The sequence below is a fragment of the Pseudomonas sp. St316 genome (assembly GCF_018325905.1).
GTDB lineage: Bacteria > Pseudomonadota > Gammaproteobacteria > Pseudomonadales > Pseudomonadaceae > Aquipseudomonas.
Window position 1 is genome coordinate 1,750,679 of record NZ_AP021901.1, and the last position, 16,905, is coordinate 1,767,583.

At 61.1% G+C, this 16,905-nt stretch carries 14 protein-coding genes and 1 pseudogene; 5 read left to right on the forward strand and 10 right to left on the reverse strand.

The window, feature by feature from the left end; translation table 11 throughout:
- Window positions 1–10 precede the first annotated feature (10 nt).
- Window positions 11–541: a 1,2-dihydroxy-3-keto-5-methylthiopentene dioxygenase gene (locus KI237_RS07875; protein WP_212799466.1), complete on the forward strand. Its 531-nt coding sequence runs from the start codon at window positions 11–13 to the stop codon at window positions 539–541.
- A 959-nt stretch (window positions 542–1,500) separates the two neighbouring features.
- Here KI237_RS07875 and KI237_RS07880 read toward each other — a convergent pair.
- Window positions 1,501–1,778, reverse strand: a pseudogene (locus tag KI237_RS07880) (DUF3509 domain-containing protein).
- A gap of 355 nt (window positions 1,779–2,133) precedes the next feature.
- Here KI237_RS07880 and KI237_RS07885 point away from each other — a divergent pair.
- The 4 genes from KI237_RS07885 to KI237_RS07900 all read left to right on the forward strand — a co-directional run bounded on the left by KI237_RS07885 (window position 2,134) and on the right by KI237_RS07900 (window position 5,550).
- Window positions 2,134–3,960 carry a long-chain-acyl-CoA synthetase gene (locus KI237_RS07885; RefSeq protein WP_212799467.1) on the forward strand — a complete coding sequence of 609 codons (1,827 nt, stop codon included), beginning with the start codon at window positions 2,134–2,136 and terminating at the stop codon, window positions 3,958–3,960.
- Window positions 3,961–4,055: 95 nt separating this feature from the next.
- Complete coding sequence (locus tag KI237_RS07890; protein WP_212799468.1) at window positions 4,056–4,574, forward strand: ankyrin repeat domain-containing protein; 519 nt, start codon at window positions 4,056–4,058, stop codon at window positions 4,572–4,574.
- A gap of 182 nt (window positions 4,575–4,756) precedes the next feature.
- Window positions 4,757–5,287, forward strand: a complete 531-nt coding sequence (locus KI237_RS07895; protein WP_212799469.1) for a hypothetical protein — start codon at window positions 4,757–4,759, stop codon at window positions 5,285–5,287.
- Window positions 5,288–5,358: 71 nt separating this feature from the next.
- Complete coding sequence (locus tag KI237_RS07900; RefSeq protein WP_212799470.1) at window positions 5,359–5,550, forward strand: PLDc N-terminal domain-containing protein; 192 nt, start codon at window positions 5,359–5,361, stop codon at window positions 5,548–5,550.
- 61 nt (window positions 5,551–5,611) lie between these two features.
- Here KI237_RS07900 and KI237_RS07905 read toward each other — a convergent pair whose 3' ends face one another.
- The 9 genes from KI237_RS07905 to gcl form a co-directional block, all read right to left on the reverse strand.
- Window positions 5,612–6,814 carry an MFS transporter gene (locus KI237_RS07905; RefSeq protein WP_212799471.1) on the reverse strand — a complete coding sequence of 401 codons (1,203 nt, stop codon included), beginning with the start codon at window positions 6,812–6,814 and terminating at the stop codon, window positions 5,612–5,614.
- 336 nt (window positions 6,815–7,150) lie between these two features.
- Window positions 7,151–8,149: a sulfate ABC transporter substrate-binding protein gene (locus KI237_RS07910; protein ID WP_212799472.1), complete on the reverse strand. Its 999-nt coding sequence runs from the start codon at window positions 8,147–8,149 to the stop codon at window positions 7,151–7,153.
- Window positions 8,150–8,242: 93 nt separating this feature from the next.
- Complete coding sequence (locus KI237_RS07915; RefSeq protein ID WP_212799473.1) at window positions 8,243–9,067, reverse strand: ion transporter; 825 nt, start codon at window positions 9,065–9,067, stop codon at window positions 8,243–8,245.
- A gap of 21 nt (window positions 9,068–9,088) precedes the next feature.
- Window positions 9,089–9,991, reverse strand: a complete 903-nt coding sequence (locus tag KI237_RS07920; protein ID WP_212799474.1) for an urea transporter — start codon at window positions 9,989–9,991, stop codon at window positions 9,089–9,091.
- Window positions 9,992–10,104: 113 nt separating this feature from the next.
- Entirely contained in the window at window positions 10,105–11,520 is a 1,416-nt protein-coding gene (gene pyk / locus KI237_RS07925; RefSeq protein WP_212799475.1) for a pyruvate kinase, read from the reverse strand.
- Window positions 11,510–12,790: a glycerate kinase type-2 family protein gene (locus tag KI237_RS07930; protein WP_212799476.1), complete on the reverse strand. Its 1,281-nt coding sequence runs from the start codon at window positions 12,788–12,790 to the stop codon at window positions 11,510–11,512. The genes pyk and KI237_RS07930 overlap by 11 nt, the downstream gene beginning before the upstream one ends.
- Before the next feature lie 150 nt (window positions 12,791–12,940).
- Window positions 12,941–13,831 carry a 2-hydroxy-3-oxopropionate reductase gene (locus KI237_RS07935; protein ID WP_212799477.1) on the reverse strand — a complete coding sequence of 297 codons (891 nt, stop codon included), beginning with the start codon at window positions 13,829–13,831 and terminating at the stop codon, window positions 12,941–12,943.
- Window positions 13,832–13,948: 117 nt separating this feature from the next.
- On the reverse strand, window positions 13,949–14,743 hold the full coding sequence (hyi, locus tag KI237_RS07940; protein WP_212799478.1) for a hydroxypyruvate isomerase: 795 nt from the start codon (window positions 14,741–14,743) through the stop codon (window positions 13,949–13,951).
- 136 nt (window positions 14,744–14,879) lie between these two features.
- On the reverse strand, window positions 14,880–16,655 hold the full coding sequence (gene gcl, locus KI237_RS07945) for a glyoxylate carboligase (protein ID WP_212799479.1): 1,776 nt from the start codon (window positions 16,653–16,655) through the stop codon (window positions 14,880–14,882).
- Between the last annotated feature and the right edge of the window lie 250 nt (window positions 16,656–16,905).

A 16,905-nucleotide genomic window follows, 5' to 3' on the forward strand; every position in this document is an offset into this window, starting at 1 on the left:
AGCCTTTGTCATGAGCAGCCTGTCCGTCTATCACGTATCCAGCCCCGACCTTCCGAACAAGGTGTTGACCCACTTCGAGGACATTGCCGCGACCCTGGCTGAACAAGGTGTTCACTTTGCTCGTTGGGAAGCGGCGACGAAAATGCAGCCGGGTGCCAGTGAGGAGGACATCATTGCGGCCTACCAGGCTCGGATCGATGGGTTGATGACCGAGCGGGGTTATGTTGAGGTCGATGTGGTCAGTGTCAGCAGTGATCATCCGGAACAGGCTGGGGAGCTCGATGAGTATCGCCATAGCCAGGATGAAGTACGATTTTTCGTTGCCGGCCGCGGCTTGTTCAACCTGCACATCGGCGATTATGTCTACGCGGTGCTGTGTGAAAGGAATGACTTGATAACGGTGCCTGCTGGTATGCCGCATTGGTTTGACATGGGGGAGCGGCCGCATTTCGTTTCGATTCGTTTGTCTGGTGATCAGGGATTGGTCGCCGAACTCACTGGGGATGATATTGCTCGGCGGTTTCCGCGTTTGGAGGATTGACCCTGTGGTGGTGCCCCAGGTGGGTTCTTAGGGGGGTGTATATCCGTTGCTGCGGTAACGGCTACTTAGGGTTCCGCCCTTACGGCGGGTCACTTTTGGCAAACGCCCCAAAAGTAACCAAAAGGGCTTGCCCCCACCACTCGGCACCTCGCCTAGGCTCGGTGTGCCCTCACTCCGGCGTTGCTCCGTGGGCCCGCCGCGAAGGGCCATCCATGGCCCAGCGCGGCTATCCCGGCATCCATGCCGGGATACCCACTCCACAATGCCTGCGTTCGGCCAGCGTGGTTTAACGGGGCGTCCAGATCAAGATCAAGATCCAGATCAAGATCTAAAGCAAAAGCGGGGCATGTCCAGTATCTATGTGGCTGTACTACCGCTATCGCGAGCAAACTCGCTCCCACATTGGATCTTCAGTGGACACAGAATTCATGTGTATCGCAAAACCTGTGGGAGCGAGCTTGCTCGCGATGACGCCGGCACATGCAACATTTTCGTCGACTGAGGCACCGCCTTCGCGAGCAGGCTCGCTCCCACAGGAGAAACGCGGTCTCACCCAGAACCAGGTCGGCTGTCAGGCCGCCTCGTGGTGGACGTTGATCTCGGCGCCCCGTTAACCACGCTGGCCGAACGGAGGCGTTGTGGAGTGGGCAACCCGGCACGGATGCCGGGTTAGCCGCGCTGGGCCATGGATGGCCCTTCGCGGCGGCCCACGGAGCAATGCCTGCGTTCGGGCACACCGAGCCTAGGCGAGGTGCCGAGTGGTGGGGCAGAAGCGCTTTGGTTACTTTCGCGCTTTTCGAAAGTGACCCGCTGTAAGAGCGGAACCTTCAGCAGCCGTTACCGAAGAAATGGATATACACACCAAAGCGGGCTTTCCCAAGGCGCAAAAAAAGGCGCTTCTCATTTCTGAAAGAAGCGCCGTTTTTCAAGCAAGCAGCTAAGCGGTTTTACCAGCAGACTCAAGCGCTATGGTAAGTCGGCAGCGCAAACCGATGCTGGCTCTGCAGCAGAGTGATCTGTGGCAACTCGCTAGCCTGTTCAGCCAAGTCACGACGGATCGCGCTGATCGCCCAGGACAACTGATCCCCGCATGCAATTGAGCGTAGGAAATCGTGCGTTTGAACAGCTTGCCGTCGCTATTACGCAAGGTCAGCAAAATGCCGCCATCCGGGCGGGGCTGAGTGGTCACTTCGTAGTTGGAAAACAGGGATGCAAACTTTTCTTGAATCATGTTCATAGTTGACTGCTCCATGGTGTGGCAAACCGTGGAGGGGTGGTTGCACTGTCTGTGCCAGCATTTAACTTTATAAAAATACGTTAAAAAACAACTACTTGAGATTTTGTTGATTTTTTGCTTTCGTGCATCTTGCATGAATAGCCATCGTGCATCCTGCATTTTGCGTGGTCGGGCAATGATTTTTGGAACCAAATCGTTTCTCGGCGCTCACGCTTCGCCTGCCTCGCTCAGCAGATACAAAACATTGCAAAAACCGCGTGTACAGCGCCGCAATCGCCAGCGTACTTTCGAGCCAAAATCACCGCCTGCCGATAACAAGAACCCAGACCCAAGAGGTCGAACGGGGAAGATCACCATGAGTCGTACACCCAGCGACGCTATCACCTGGGGCATGATGCTGCGCAAGCTGCCAGCCATTGCCAAAGCCGTCCCGCGGATCGTCAAAGGCATGAAGCAGGCCAATGTCCAGGACCCGACCCAGCCTTGCGGCCTGGGCTGGTGTTTCGAACAGGCCACGCAACGCAATCCCCAGGGCCCGGCGCTGCTGTGCGGCGATACGGTGTTGAGTTATGCACAGGTCAACGCGCAGGCCAATCGTATCGCCCATTACCTGTTGGCCCAGGGCATCGGCAAGGGCGACTGTGTGGCGATCTTCATCGAGAACCGGCCACAGTTGTTGATCAGTGTGCTGGCGATGGCGAAGGTTGGTGCGGTCAGTGCCATGCTCAACACTTCGCAAACCGGTGACGCGCTGGTGCACAGCCTCGCCCTGGTCAATCCGGTCGCAGTGGTGGTTGGGGATGAGCGGGTCGCGGCCTTCAACGATGTGCGGGAGCGAACCGCGCTGTCGAGCACCAGGACCTGGTGGGTCGCGGACCAGGACAGTGCCGACACCCCGTCCGGTTTCATTGACTTGATGGCTAGCAGCGAGGGTTACCCAAGTGATAACCCGGCGTGCAGCCGCCAGGTTTTCTGCAACGACCCGTGTTTCTATCTCTACACCTCGGGCACCACCGGGCTGCCCAAGGCCGGGGTGTTTCGCCATGGTCGCTGGATGCGCACGTCCACCAGCTTTGGCCTGATCGCCCTGGACATGCAGCCCGACGATGTCGTGTATTGCACCTTGCCGCTGTACCACGCCACGGGCCTGTGCGTGTGCTGGGGCGCGGCGATCTGTGGGGCATCGGGGTTCGCCATGCGACGCAAATTCAGCGCCAGCCAGTTCTGGAGCGACGTACGCCGTTATCGGGCGACCACGCTGGGTTATGTCGGTGAGCTGTGTCGCTACCTGATCGACCCGCCTGCCGCTGCCGACGACCGCCGCCATGGGGTGAAGAAAATGATCGGCAATGGCCTGCGTCCCGGCGCCTGGTCGACCTTCAAGTCCCGGTTTGGCATCGACCACATCTGTGAGCTGTATGCCGCCAGCGACGGCAATATCGGTTTCACCAACATTCTGAATTTCGACAATACCGTCGGGTTCTCTTTGATGGGCTGGGAGCTGGTGCAGTACGACCATGCCAGTGGCCTGCCGTTGCGCAACCTGCAAGGTCGCATGCAGAAAGTGCCCAGGGGCCAACCGGGCCTGCTGCTGGCGCGGATCGATGAGAAGGCGCCACTGGATGGCTACACCGATCAGGCCTTGACCGAAAAAACCATCTGCCGGGATGTCTTTGCGCCGGGTGATCGTTATTTCAACACCGGGGACCTGTTGCGCAACATCGGCTTCGGGCATGGGCAGTTCGTTGACCGCCTCGGCGACACCTATCGCTGGAAAGGCGAAAACGTCTCCACCACGGAAGTCGAAAATGTGCTGCTGCAACACCCGCAGGTGGCCGAGGCAGTGGCTTATGGCGTGGAGATCAATGGCACCAATGGCCGTGCCGGCATGGCGGCGATCACTCCGTCCGAATCCCTGGCGACCCTGGACTTCAGCGAACTGCTGCAATTCTTGCGATGCAAGTTGCCCGCTTATGCCGTGCCGCTGTTCCTGCGCATCAAGGTGAAAATGGACACCACCGGCACCTTCAAGTACCAGAAGACGCGCCTCAAGGCTGAAGGGTTCGACCCGTGCGTCACTGGGGACGAGCCGGTCTATGCGTGGCTGCCGGGCAGCGATACTTACGTGCGAGTGGACCGGCCATTGGCGACGCGGATCCAGGACGGACAATTGCGTTATTGATTCTGGCTATGACTGGCACAGTGAAAAAAGGGGTGACAGCGCCCAGGTCCCTCGGGAAACTAGCCGCTTTTGCGAAGACCCGAGTGGAGTTTCCCATGTCCGATACTAGCCGCCAGATGACCCCGGAAGAGGCTGCCGAGTTTGCCGAGCAGGTGTTCAACGTCGCACGCCAGGGCGACGCGGCCATGATGGCTGCGCTGCTGAGCAAGGGCCTGCCGCCCAACCTGCGTAACCACAAGGGCGACACGCTGTTGATGCTGGCCGCTTACCACGGGCATGTGGAAACAGTGAAAGTGCTGCTGGAGCACAAGGCCGATCCGGAAATCCGCAACGACAACGGCCAGAGTCCGATTGCCGGGGCGGCGTTCAAGGGTGACCTGGCAGTGGTTTCGGCGTTGGTGGATGGCGGCGCGCAAGTGGAAGGTGCCTCCTTCGATGGTCGCACTGCGTTGATGATGGCGGCGATGTTCAATCGCGTGGAAATCGTCGACTACCTGATTGGCAAAGGCGCTGATCCGAAAGCCAAGGATGCCAACGGCGTCTCGGCGCTCGATGCCGCCAAGACCATGGGCGCGATAGACACCACGGCGCAGTTGGAGAAATTGTTGGGCTGAAAGGCTGTGGGAGCAAAGCTTGCTCGCGATACAGACACCTCGGTTCCAGAGAGACCGTGTTGTTTTCATCGCGGGCAAGCCTTGCTCCCACAACGCCACGGGGCCTTCTCCAATCCTAATCCGCATGTGAATGCGCTATCCTGCGCGCCCTCAAAACACCATTCGCCACAGGATTGACCCCCATGAAAGCCGCCCTCATCGAACTCATCGGTAAAATCAGCTCCGGCTGCCTCGGTGAGGCGGACATCGCGAAAATCGCTGACGAAGCGGCCCAGGCCTACGCCGATCCGGCGGCTTTCCTGGCGGCCAATCCCGATATCAACTACGACGACACTTTCCCGATCCCATTGGGTGAGTGGGTCGTGGTGGGCAGCCTGCCGGACACCGTACTGTTGCAGGCCGACACCTACGTGGACCTGTTCGAACAGATCGTCGCCTCGTTCGGCCCCGGCGTGGCGTTCAACCTCAAGCCCAAGCAGCTGGCGAAAACCGAAGCCCTGACCGCGCTCAATCGCATCCAGATCCAGATGAGCAGCCTGAACAAGGAAAACGGCGGCTACGTGCTGATGAACTTCAGCCAATTGCTCGACGATGAATTGCAGATGGTGCTGGTGTACGGCAACGATGTGCCGCGGGTGCTGGAATTGTGTGCCGAGGTCGGCATCGCTGCGGCACCGGCCTTGGAGGCCCTCAAGGTCGCGGTGCACGTCTGAAGCAATAAAACGGAACCCTTGACGGTGGCCCGCTATCCTAAAGGTGCCTATCACCATTTGGGAGCGACACCATGGGTTCCACCTTCAACGGCCTGGTCGGCCTGATTATCCTGGCGCTCGATATCTGGGCGATCATCAATGTACTCAAGAGTGGCGCGGAAACCGGGATGAAAGTCCTCTGGGTGCTGCTGATCCTGCTGTTGCCGGTGCTGGGTCTGATCATCTGGGCGATCGCCGGGCCGCGTGGCAACGTGCGGATTTGACACGTTCCACCCAAAAAGCCCGGTCGCTGAAGGCGACCGGGCTTTTTTATGCGTGGGGTATTCAGGCCGTTGCCAGGGACGGCTTGCGCGAGGTGCTCAAGAAACGTAGCAAGGCCAACAGCGGGAAGGCGCTGCCGACGATCACCACCCACAACCAGCCGCCGTGTTCGTACACCGCACTGGCAATCGATGAGCCGAAGGCACCACCGACGAAGATGCTGGTCATGTACAGCGCGTTCAGCCGGCTGCGACTCTTGGCATCAAGGGCATAGATGGTGCGCTGGCCCAGGACCATGTTCATCTGCACACAGAAATCCAGGACCACGCCGGTCACTGCCAGGCCGATCACGCTGTACAGCGGATGGATGAACGCTGGCAGGAAACTCAGGCTGGCGAACAGCATCGCCAGCAACGAGGCGTTGCGGGTATGGCCGGCATCCGCCAGGCGACCGGCGATGGGCGCAGCGATGGCGCCAATGGCACCGACCAGGGCGAACAGCGCGATTTCAGTCTGGGACAGCCCATGGTTGCGTGACAGTTCCAGCGGCACGGCAGTCCAGAACAGGCTGAACGTGGCGAACATGCAAGCCTGGTAGAACGCCCGTTGCCGCAGCAACGGTTGGTGGCGCAGCAGGGTGCCGAGCGAGCCCAGCAGTTGGCCGTAAGAGGCACTGTGGTCGGGCTGGCGCTTGGGCACGGTCAGCGCCAGGACGATGCTGATCGCGGCCATCAATGCGGCGGCGATGATGAACATCGCCCGCCAGCCGAAGTGGTCCGCCACCAGGCTCGAAATCGGCCGCGCCAGCAGGATCCCCAGCAGCAGGCCGCCCATGATCCCACCCACGACCCGGCCCCGGGTCTCCTCCGGCGCCAGGTGCGCGGCCAGCGGAATCAGGACTTGCACCGACACCGAGCTGAACCCCACCAACAGCGAAACCAGCAGAAATACGTTCGGTTGATCGGTGAACGCCGCCCCTAACAAACTGGCGATCGCCACCACGGTGGTAATGATCATCAGCCGACGGTTTTCCAGCAAGTCCCCCAGTGGCACCAGGAAAAACAGGCCAAGGGCATAGCCAATCTGGGTCAGCGAGACGATCAGGCTGGCCATGGTGCTGCTCAGGCCGACGTCAGGAGCGATCAGTTCGATGATGGGTTGGGCGTAGTAGATGTTGGCGACGATGGCGCCGCAGCAGAAAGCGAAGAGCAGGACCATGCCGCGGGTCAGGGTGCTGCCGGGCGAGGTGGGTGAATGAGCACTCATGGCAATCTCGTCGATCAATTGAAAGGATGGCGTGAGGCTAAAGACTTGCGGGGTTCTGGAACAGGGCTTGTGGCTGATATCAGACATGCCCGCAATTGATGGTGACAATCAGATTCCTGTGGGAGCGAGCTTGCTCGCGATAGCGGCTGCATTTCCAACATCGTTGACGCAGACAGACCGTTATCGCGAGCAAGCTCGCTCCCACAAGGTTGCTCGGCACATTGCAATCTGACGCGCCGGGACTTCCGGCTTTAGGGCTGCTGCGCAGCCCAGCGGGGCGGTGCGACGTTTCGCTGAATCCCCTCGCCACGGGGCTGCGCAGGGCTCACTTCTTTCTTATTGCCCGCTGTAGATCTGGTCGAAAACCCCACCGTCATTGAAGTGCGTCTTCTGCACGGTGCGCCAGTCGCCGAAGGTTTTTTCCACCGACAGGAAGTCCACTTTCGGGAAACGGTCGGTGTATTTGGCCAGTACCGTCGGGTCTCGTGGACGCAGGTAGTTGGCAGCGGCGATTTCCTGGCCTTCAGGCGACCACAGGTACTTGAGGTAGGCCTCGGCAGCTTCGCGGGAGCCTTTTTTCTCGACAACCTTGTCGACCACGCTGACCGGTGGCTCGGCCTCGGCGGAAACGCTCGGGTAGATCACTTCGAACTGGTCGCGGCCGAATTCGCGGGCGATCATTTCCGCTTCGTTTTCAAAGGTCACCAGCACGTCGCCGATCTGGTTGGTCATGAAGGTCGTCGTCGCGGCGCGGCCACCCGTGTCCAGCACTGGCGCCTGTTTGAACAACTTGCCAACGAAGTCCTTGGCTTTGCTTTCATCGCCACCGTTCTTGAGCACATAACCCCAGGCCGACAGGTAGGTGTAGCGACCGTTACCGGAGGTTTTCGGGTTGGGCACGATCACCTGCACGCCGTCCTTGAGCAGGTCGGGCCAGTCCTTGAGTGCTTTCGGGTTGCCCTTGCGCACGATGAACACCGTGGCCGAGGTGAACGGCGCGCTGTTGTTGGGCAGGCGGGTGACCCAGTTCTCCGGCACCAGTTTGCCGTTGTCCGCCAGGGCGTTGATGTCGGTGGCCATGTTCATGGTGATGACATCCGCCGGCAGCCCGTCGATCACCGAACGCGCCTGTTTGCTGGAGCCGCCGAACGACATCTGCACGGTGATGTTTTCGTTGTGCTCGGCCTGCCAGTGCTTCTGGAAGGCTGTGTTGTAGTCCTTGTAGAAATCGCGCATCACGTCGTAGGAAACGTTGAGCAGGGTCGGGGCGGCGTGGGCCAGGCTGCCAAAGGTCAGGCCGACGGCGAGAAGGGAGGCGCCAAAGAAGTTCTTCACTGCGAATTCCTTTTTATCAACGGTGGTTCCGGGCAATTAGCCAGCACACTAGCTGCAAGCCTATAGACCTTCAAGCACCAAAAAGTGCTTTGCTTATTCCAATTTTTTAAACAACGCATTGCCACAACGGGAACAGAAAGCGGCACTGTGTTCGTGGTTGTTTTTGCTGCACACCGGGCAATCGTGCTTGAGCTGGTCACCGCGCATGGCCGTGGCCAGTTCAGCGGTGAAAATACCCGTGGGCACGGCGATGATCGAGTAGCCGGTGATCATCACCAGGGACGACACCACTTGGCCAAGGGGCGTCTTGGGCACGATGTCGCCGAAGCCCACGGTGGTGAGTGTCACGATAGCCCAATAGATGCCCTTGGGAATGCTGGTGAAGCCGTGCTCGGGGCCTTCGATGACGTACATCAGCGTGCCGAATACCGTCACCAGGGTCGAGACACTGACCAGGAACACGATGATTTTCTGCTTGCTCCCGCGCAGCGCCGCCATCAGGTAGTTGGCCTGCTTGAGGTAGGGGCTGAGCTTGAGCACCCGGAAAATCCGCAGCATGCGGATGATTCGAATGATCAACAGGTACTGGGCATCGCTGTAGTACAGCGCCAGGATGCCCGGCACGATCGCCAGCAGATCCACCAGCCCGTAGAAACTGAAGGCATAGCGCAGCGGCTTGGGCGAGCAATACAGACGCAGGCCGTACTCGACGATGAAGACGAAGGTGAAGCCCCATTCGATACCGGCCAGCAGGGCCGCGTAGTTCTTGTGCACGCTGTCGATGCTGTCGAGCATCACGATCACCAGGCTGGCGAGGATGATCAACAGCAGGGTGCTGTCGAAGCGCCTACCAGCCACGGTGTCGGTCTGGAAAATCATTACGTAAAGGCGTTCACGCCAGTTGTTGCTGCTGTCCATGAGTTTCGCCTGAATCAGTTATCAGCGAAGCCTAGGGTGATTGCCCCGTAAAGCGCAAGGCGCGCTGTCGAGGCTGGTTTGGTGCCACAACCGAGCGGTCGCCTGAACCAGCCAGCAGGCGAGGATGAAGGGCGCCGTCAGCGACGCCACGCCCAGCGCGGTAAAACCCGGCGTGAGCACAACGGCGAGCAAAATGCCCAGTAGCGGCTGCCATGGCCTGGGAGTCCGTTGGCTGAGGGCCAGGGCTGCCAGTGCCGGGTTATAGCCGCCCAGGCCGGACAAGACGGATGCGTTGTCGTGGTGCAGCCAGGCGAATACCAGGCCCGCGGCCGAACCGAGCAGTGCCCAGGCAACAGCGCGACGGCTGGCGATCAGCAAGCCGATTGCAATCAGCGCACCGGCCAGGGGATGTTCGAGAAACATGACTTGGCCCAGGCCGCTCAGTGGCGCAAACAGCAGGTTGGGTATTGTCGTCTCCATCATTGTGGACAAGGGCGCAGGCGGGGCGAAACCCAGTAGCAACCAGCCGAGTCCGACGAAGGGCGCGGTGTAGGCGGGCAGGCATCGTGGGCCTCGGGTGCGCTTGAGCCATTGCTGGGTCAGCATCGCGCTGAGAGCGCCTGCGGCGAGGATCAACGGTGGCAACAGGACGGACCAGGGCAACGCAAGGCTCAGCAGCAAGCCCAGCAGGATGCCGTTGTAACTGAACAGCCCGGCTTGCCGGTCGGCCTTGGCGTAACCGCGTCGCTGGGCCGCGAGCAACCCGGCCACCCCGCCCAGCAACGCGCCGCCGAACAGGGCGGGCGCAGTGAGCAGAATCGCCAGCAGGCACAGCAGGCCGCACAACGGATGGCGCTGGAGGAAGATTTGGCTGAAGCCGTTGAGCAGGGCGGTGGCCCAGTCGGGACAGTGAGTGTTGGGCATGGTTTGTATGTCTGGTGGATCGAGTCGACCTCATCGCGAGCAAGCTCGCTCCCACAGGAACACACCGACTTCCTGTGGGAGCGAGCCTGCTCGCGATGAGGCCAGTACAGACGCTAGATCAACGTCTCAATGCGCAGCGAATTGGTCGACCCCGGCTGCCCGAACGGCACGCCCGCCGTAATCAGCAAGGTATCGCCACGCTGGGCCATGCCTTGGGCTTGGGCGATTTCCAGGGCGGTGGAACAGACTTCATCCACCTGCTTCAATCGATCGTTGACTACCGAGTGCACGCCCCAGGCCACCGTCAGGCGGCGGGCGGCCTGCAGGTTCGGCGTGAGGTTGAGGATCGGCACCGTCGGCCGTTCCCGCGCCGCACGCAGGCTGGAACTGCCCGATTCGCTGTAGTTCACCAACACCGCCACCGGAAGGATGCTGCTGATGCGCCGGATCGCGCAGCTGATGGCATCCGACACCGTGGCCTCGGCTCTCGGCCGACTGACGTCCAGTTGCGCCTGGTAGTCGGGGCCGTTTTCCACCTGGCGGATGATCTTGCTCATCATCTGCACGGCTTCGAGGGGGTAATCCCCTGAAGCGGTTTCCGCCGACAGCATCACCGCATCGGCCCCCTCGGCCACGGCGTTGGCCACGTCGGTGACTTCGGCGCGGGTGGGCGCCGGGGAGAAACGCATCGACTCGAGCATCTGCGTTGCCACCACCACCGGTTTGCCGAGGGCGCGGCAGGTGCCGATGATGTTCTTCTGGATCTGCGGCACGCTTTCGGCCGGGACTTCGACGCCCAGGTCGCCGCGGGCGACCATGATCGCGTCACTCAATTCGGCGATTTCCCGCAGTTGGGCCACCGCCGATGGCTTCTCGATTTTCGCCATCAGGAACGCCTTGTCGCCGATTAGCGCCCGGGCCTCGCGGATGTCCTCGGGCCGCTGGACGAACGACAATGCCACCCAGTCCACGCCCAGCTCCAGGCCGAAACTCAGGTCGCGCCGGTCCTTGCTGGTCAACGGGCTCAGGTCGAGCACGGCCTGGGGCACGTTCACGCCTTTGCGGTCCGACAGCTCACCGCCGTTGAGCACCTCGGTGTCAATGGCGTCGCGGTGCCTGGCGATCACGCGCAGGCGCAACTTGCCGTCGTCCAGCAGCAGGTCCATGCCGGGTTCCAGGGCTGCGATGATTTCTGGATGGGGCAGGTTGACCCGGCGTTGATCGCCAGGCGTCGGGTCGAGGTCCAGGCGCAGGGCCTGGCCGCGTTGCAGCAAAACCTTGCCGTCGGCGAATCGTCCGACCCGCAGTTTCGGGCCTTGCAGGTCCATGAGGATGCCCAACGGATAATTGAGCTGCTGCTCGACCTCACGAATCCACTGATAGCGCTGGGCGTGGTCGGCATGCTCGCCGTGGCTGAAGTTCAGGCGGAAGATGTTCACGCCGGCCTGTACCAGCGCGCGGATGTCATCGATGCTACGGGTGGCGGGGCCGAGCGTGGCGAGGATCTTGACCTTTTTATCAGGCGTCATGTTTGGGGTTCTCGAGGATCAGGATGGCGCGAAAGTCGTTGACGTTGGTGCGGGTCGGTTCGGTGACGATCAGCGCGTCCAGGGCGGCGAAGTAGCCGTAGCCATTGTTGTTGTCCAACTCGTCGCTGGCGCACAGGCCCAGTTCGGCGGCGCGGCGATAGCTGTCCGGGGTCATGATCGCGCCGGCGTTGTCTTCGGAACCGTCGATGCCGTCGGTGTCGCCAGCCAACGCGTAGATGCCGGGATGCCCCTTGAGGCTGTCGGTCAGGCTCAGCAGGAACTCCGCATTGCGTCCGCCACGGCCATCGCCCCGGACGGTGACGGTGGTTTCGCCGCCGGAGAGAATCACGCACGGCGCCGCCAATGGCTGACCGTGCAGGGCGATTTGCCGGGCGATGCCGGCGTGGACTTTCGCCACCTCCCGGGATTCGCCTTCCAGGTCGCCGAGGATCAATGGGCTGAAACCGGCCTGGCGCGCTTTTACTGCCGCAGCTTCCAATGACTGCTGGGGGCGGGCGATCAATTGGAAGTGGCTGCGGGCCAGGCTCGGATCACCGGGCTTGACGGTCTCTGAAGCCGGGCTGTGCAACCAGTTGCGCACCGAGGCCGGCACGTCGATCGCGTAGCGTTTGAGAATCGCCAGGGCGTCGGCCGAGGTGCTGGGGTCGGCCACGGTGGGGCCGGAGGCGATGACCGTGGCGAGATCCCCGGGTACATCGGATATCGCGTAGGTGTACACCGTTGCCGGCCAGCAGGCCTTGGCCAAGCGTCCGCCCTTGATCGCCGAAAGGTGCTTGCGCACGCAATTCATCTCGCCGATGGTCGCGCCGGACTTGAGCAAGGCTTTGTTGATCGACTGCTTGTCGGCCAGGGTGATGCCTTCGCCCGGCAAGGCAAGCAGGGCCGAACCGCCGCCAGACAAGAGGAAGATGACGCGATCGTTTTCGCTGAGGTTGCTCACCATGGCCAATACCCGCTGGGCCACGGCCAAGCCGGCGGCGTCAGGCACCGGGTGGGCGGCTTCGACCACTTCGATTTTCTGACAGGGTGCGCCATGGCCGTAGCGGGTCACCACCAGGCCAGAGACTTCACCCTGCCAGCAGCGCTCGACCACCTGCGCCATGGCCGCCGCGGCCTTGCCGGCACCGATGACGATCACCCGACCACTGCGATCGTCGGGCAGGTAGCGTTCAAGGACATGATGCGGATGGGCCGCGTCGATGGCTGTGGCAAACAGCTCGCGCAGCAGTTGTTGCGGATCGACCGACATGGCGGGCTCCCGATTTTTATTGTTGGCATCGGCACGGCCCTGTGGGAGCGAGCTTGCTCGCGAAAGCGGGTTTACATTCAACAAGGAGGGTGATTGAACGATCGCTATCGCGAGCAAGCTCGCTCCCACAGGGGCAGTGCAGGGCAGGGCTTATTTGTCGCGGATCGAGAAATTCGCCATGTGCTCCAACCCCTTGATCAACGCCGAGTGATCCCAGTTGCTGCCACCCATGGCCGCGCAGGTGCTGAACACTTGCTGGGCATTGGCGGTGTTGGGCAGGTTGATGTTCAGTTCCCTGGCGCCTTGCAGGGCCAGGTTCAGGTCCTTCTGGTGCAGGCTGATGCGGAAGCCTGGGTCGAAGGTGCCCTTGATCATGCGCTCGCCGTGCACTTCGAGGATCTTCGACGAAGCGAAGCCGCCCATCAGCGCTTCACGGACCTTGGCCGGGTCGGCACCGTTTTTCGAAGCGAACAACAAAGCCTCGGCCACGGCCTGGATGTTCAGGGCGACGATGATCTGGTTCGCCACTTTGGCGGTCTGGCCGTCACCGTTGCCACCCACCAGGGTGATGTTCTTGCCCATGGCCTGGAACAGCGGCAAGGCCCGCTCAAAGGCGTTGCTGTCGCCACCGACCATGATGCTCAGCGTCGCGGCCTTGGCACCGACCTCACCGCCGGACACTGGCGCATCGAGGTACTGCGCACCTTTTTCATTGATCTTCGCCGCGAACGCCTTGGTGGCAGTGGGGGAGATCGAGCTCATGTCGATCACCACCTTGCCCGCGCCCACGCCCGCCGCCACGCCATCGGCGCGAAACAGCACGTCGTCGACCTGCGGGGTGTCCGGGACCATGACGATGATGAACTCGGCTTCCTGGGCCACTTCCTTCGGGTTGGCCAACGCCACTGCGCCACCGGCCAGCAGATCGGCCGGTGCCGCGTCGTGGTGCTGCGACAGGAACAGGCTGTGACCGGCCTTTTGCAGGTTCAATGCCATGGGGTGGCCCATGATGCCGGTGCCGATGAATCCGATTTTAGCCATGGGAAAATCCTCTTGTTTTTATCGCTGCTTCAGCAAATGGGGAACTGCTTTTTTGTGGGAGCGAGCTTGCTCGCTATGACGATTTCACCTTCAACAAAGGGGTTGGCTGGACCACCGCTATCGCGAGCAAGCTCGCTCCCACAAGGTTTTCAGCCAGCCCAATCCCGCTTCGGTGGTGGTCAGCGGCTTGTATTCACAGCCGACCCAACCCGTGTAGCCGATGCGGTCCAGGTGTTCGAACAGGAAGTGGTAGTTGATCTCGCCCGTACCTGGCTCGTTGCGGCCCGGGTTGTCCGCCAGTTGCACGTGGTTGATCTCGCCCAGGTGTGCCGACAGGGTCCGGGCCAGGTCACCTTCCATGATCTGCATGTGGTAGATGTCGTATTGCAGGAACAGGTTGGTGCTGCCCACCTGCTCGCGGATCGACAGGGCCTGGGCGGTGTTGTTCAGGTAGAAGCCGGGAATGTCGCGGGTGTTGATGGCTTCCATCACCAGCTTGATGCCTTTGGCTTGCAGCTTCTGGGCGGCGTATTTCAGGTTGGCGACGAAGGTTTTTTCCACCAGGGTTTCAGAGCAGTTCTGTGGACGAATTCCCGACAGGCAGTTGACCTGGGTGTTGCCCAGCACCTGGGCGTAGGCTATGGCCAAGTCGACACCGGCGCGGAATTCCTCGACCCGATCCGGCAGGCAGGCAATACCGCGCTCACCCTTGGCCCAGTCACCGGCCGGCAGGTTGAACAGCACCTGGGTCAGGCCGTTGGCGTCGAGCAAGGCCTTGAGTTCGGCGGAGTTGTAGTCGTAAGGGAACAGGTATTCGACACCTGTGAAACCGGCCTTGGCGGCGGCTTCGAAACGGGCGAGGAAATCCTGCTCGGTGAACAGCATGGACAGGTTGGCGGCGAAACGCGGCATGGTGGTCTCCTGTAGATAGTGGGCAGGCCCCCTGTGGGAGCGAGCTTGCTCGCGATAGCGGTGTGTCTGCTTGCGTTGATGTTGAATGTAGCGCCGTCGCCCGGAGCAAACTCGCTCCCACAGAGACTCCGATTGGTCAGTCGAGCAACGAAATGGCGGTCGGTGCATCGTTGCCCACGAGCGCCAAGTCTTCAAACTCATTAACAGCGTTGATTTCGGTGCCCATTGAGATATTGGTCACCCGTTCCAGGATGATCTCGACGATCACCGGCACCTTGAACTCCTCGATCATCGCCTGGGCCTGGCGCAGGGCCGGTTGGATACCGGACGGTTCGAACACCCGCAGCGCCTTGCACCCCAAGCCTTCGGCCACGGCAATGTGGTCCACGCCATAGCCGTTGAGTTCCGGTGCGTTGAGATTGTCGAAGGACAGCTGCACGCAGTAGTCCATGTCGAACCCGCGCTGGGCCTGGCGGATCAGGCCCAGGTAGGAGTTGTTCACCACGACGTGGATGTAGGGCAGCTTGAACTGCGCACCCACCGCCAGTTCTTCGATCATGAACTGGAAGTCATAGTCGCCCGACAGCGCCACGACCTTGCGGCTCGGATCGGCCTTGACCACCCCTAGCGCGGCCGGAATGGTCCAGCCCAACGGCCCGGCCTGGCCGCAGTTGATCCAGTGGCGTGGCTTGTAGACGTGGAGGAACTGCGCGCCGGCAATCTGCGACAGGCCGATGGTGCTGACGTAGCAGGTGTCCTTGCCGAACACCTGGTTCATCTCTTCGTACACCCGTTGCGGCTTGACCGGCACGTTGTCGAAGTGGGTCTTGCGTTGCAGGCTGGCCTTGCGCTGCTGGCAGTCTTGCAACCAGGCGTCGCGGTTTTTCAGCTTGCCGGCGGCTTGCCATTCACGGGCCACTTCGATGAACACCGTCAGGGCCGAGGCAGCGTCGGAAACGATGCCCAGGTCCGGTGTGAACACGCGGCCGATCTGGGTCGGCTCGATGTCCACGTGAATGAACGTGCGGCCTTCGGTGTAGACGTCCACCGAGCCGGTGTGACGGTTGGCCCAGCGGTTGCCGACGCCCAGCACCACATCCGACTTGAGCAAGGTTGCGTTGCCGTAACGGTGGGAGGTTTGCAGGCCGACCATGCCGACCATCAGCGGATGATCGTCGGGGATGGTGCCCCAGCCCATCAAGGTAGGGATGACGGGAATGCCGGTCAGCTCGGCGAACTCCACCAGCAGTTCGCTGGCATCGGCGTTGATGATGCCGCCGCCGGCCACCAGCAACGGGCGCTCGGCCAGATTGAGCATCGCCAGGGCTTTCTCGATCTGCACGCGGTTGGCCGCGGGTTTGGCTAATGGCAATGGCTGGTAGGCGTCGATGTCGAATTCGATCTCGGCCATCTGCACGTCGAACGGCAGGTCGATCAGCACCGGGCCCGGACGGCCGGAGCGCATCTCAAAGAACGCCTTTTGGAAGGCATACGGCACCTGGCCTGGCTCCAGCACGGTGGTTGCCCACTTGGTCACCGGTTTGACGATGCTGGTGATATCTACAGCCTGGAAGTCTTCCTTGTGCAGTCGGGCGCGGGGGGCTTGCCCGGTGATGCACAGGATCGGGATCGAATCGGCCGAAGCGCTGTAGAGCCCGGTCACCATGTCGGTGCCGGCCGGGCCCGAGGTGCCGATGCACACACCAATATTGCCGGCCTTGGTTCGGGTGTAGCCCTCGGCCATGTGCGAGGCGCCTTCAACGTGGCGAGCAAGGACGTGATCGATGCCACCCACTTTCTGCAGGGCAGAGTACAGCGGGTTGATCGCGGCACCCGGGATACCGAAGGCGGTGTCCACGCCCTCACGGCGCATTACCAGAACGGCGGCTTCGATTGCTCTCATTTTGCTCATTGTTTTGTGCCTCTTACGTTTTGTAATTGTATACAAGTGGCTTTGCGCAGAGTGTATTCATGGGAAACGGCACAGGTCAATCCATTTCCTCAAGCATCTGTTTCATTCGTCGGAGGGCAAGGTTTTGCTGGGTTCTCTCATCGACTAAAGCGCTTTGTGAAAATTATTGTATACAAAAATGTGTGTTGTTGTGTTCTATTTGTTGTGTTCGGTTTTTCTGAAAGTGAAGCCCGCAAGGCTCTCCCATAAC

What these genes read in the sequence shown, in the direction of transcription:
- KI237_RS07920 (WP_212799474.1), bottom strand. Translation starts at nt 9,991, where the DNA reads ATGCCCAACACTCACTGTCCCGACTGGGCCACCGCCCTGCTCAACGGC.
- KI237_RS07905 (WP_212799471.1), bottom strand. Translation starts at nt 6,814, where the DNA reads ATGAGTGCTCATTCACCCACCTCGCCCGGCAGCACCCTGACCCGCGGC.
- KI237_RS07915 (WP_212799473.1), bottom strand. Translation starts at nt 9,067, where the DNA reads ATGGACAGCAGCAACAACTGGCGTGAACGCCTTTACGTAATGATTTTC.
- gcl (WP_212799479.1), bottom strand. Translation starts at nt 16,655, where the DNA reads ATGAGCAAAATGAGAGCAATCGAAGCCGCCGTTCTGGTAATGCGCCGT.
- KI237_RS07885 (WP_212799467.1), top strand. Translation starts at nt 2,134, where the DNA reads ATGAGTCGTACACCCAGCGACGCTATCACCTGGGGCATGATGCTGCGC.
- pyk (WP_212799475.1), bottom strand. Translation starts at nt 11,520, where the DNA reads ATGACGCCTGATAAAAAGGTCAAGATCCTCGCCACGCTCGGCCCCGCC.
- KI237_RS07895 (WP_212799469.1), top strand. Translation starts at nt 4,757, where the DNA reads ATGAAAGCCGCCCTCATCGAACTCATCGGTAAAATCAGCTCCGGCTGC.
- KI237_RS07930 (WP_212799476.1), bottom strand. Translation starts at nt 12,790, where the DNA reads ATGTCGGTCGATCCGCAACAACTGCTGCGCGAGCTGTTTGCCACAGCC.
- KI237_RS07875 (WP_212799466.1), top strand. Translation starts at nt 11, where the DNA reads ATGAGCAGCCTGTCCGTCTATCACGTATCCAGCCCCGACCTTCCGAAC.
- KI237_RS07935 (WP_212799477.1), bottom strand. Translation starts at nt 13,831, where the DNA reads ATGGCTAAAATCGGATTCATCGGCACCGGCATCATGGGCCACCCCATG.
- KI237_RS07900 (WP_212799470.1), top strand. Translation starts at nt 5,359, where the DNA reads ATGGGTTCCACCTTCAACGGCCTGGTCGGCCTGATTATCCTGGCGCTC.
- KI237_RS07890 (WP_212799468.1), top strand. Translation starts at nt 4,056, where the DNA reads ATGTCCGATACTAGCCGCCAGATGACCCCGGAAGAGGCTGCCGAGTTT.
- hyi (WP_212799478.1), bottom strand. Translation starts at nt 14,743, where the DNA reads ATGCCGCGTTTCGCCGCCAACCTGTCCATGCTGTTCACCGAGCAGGAT.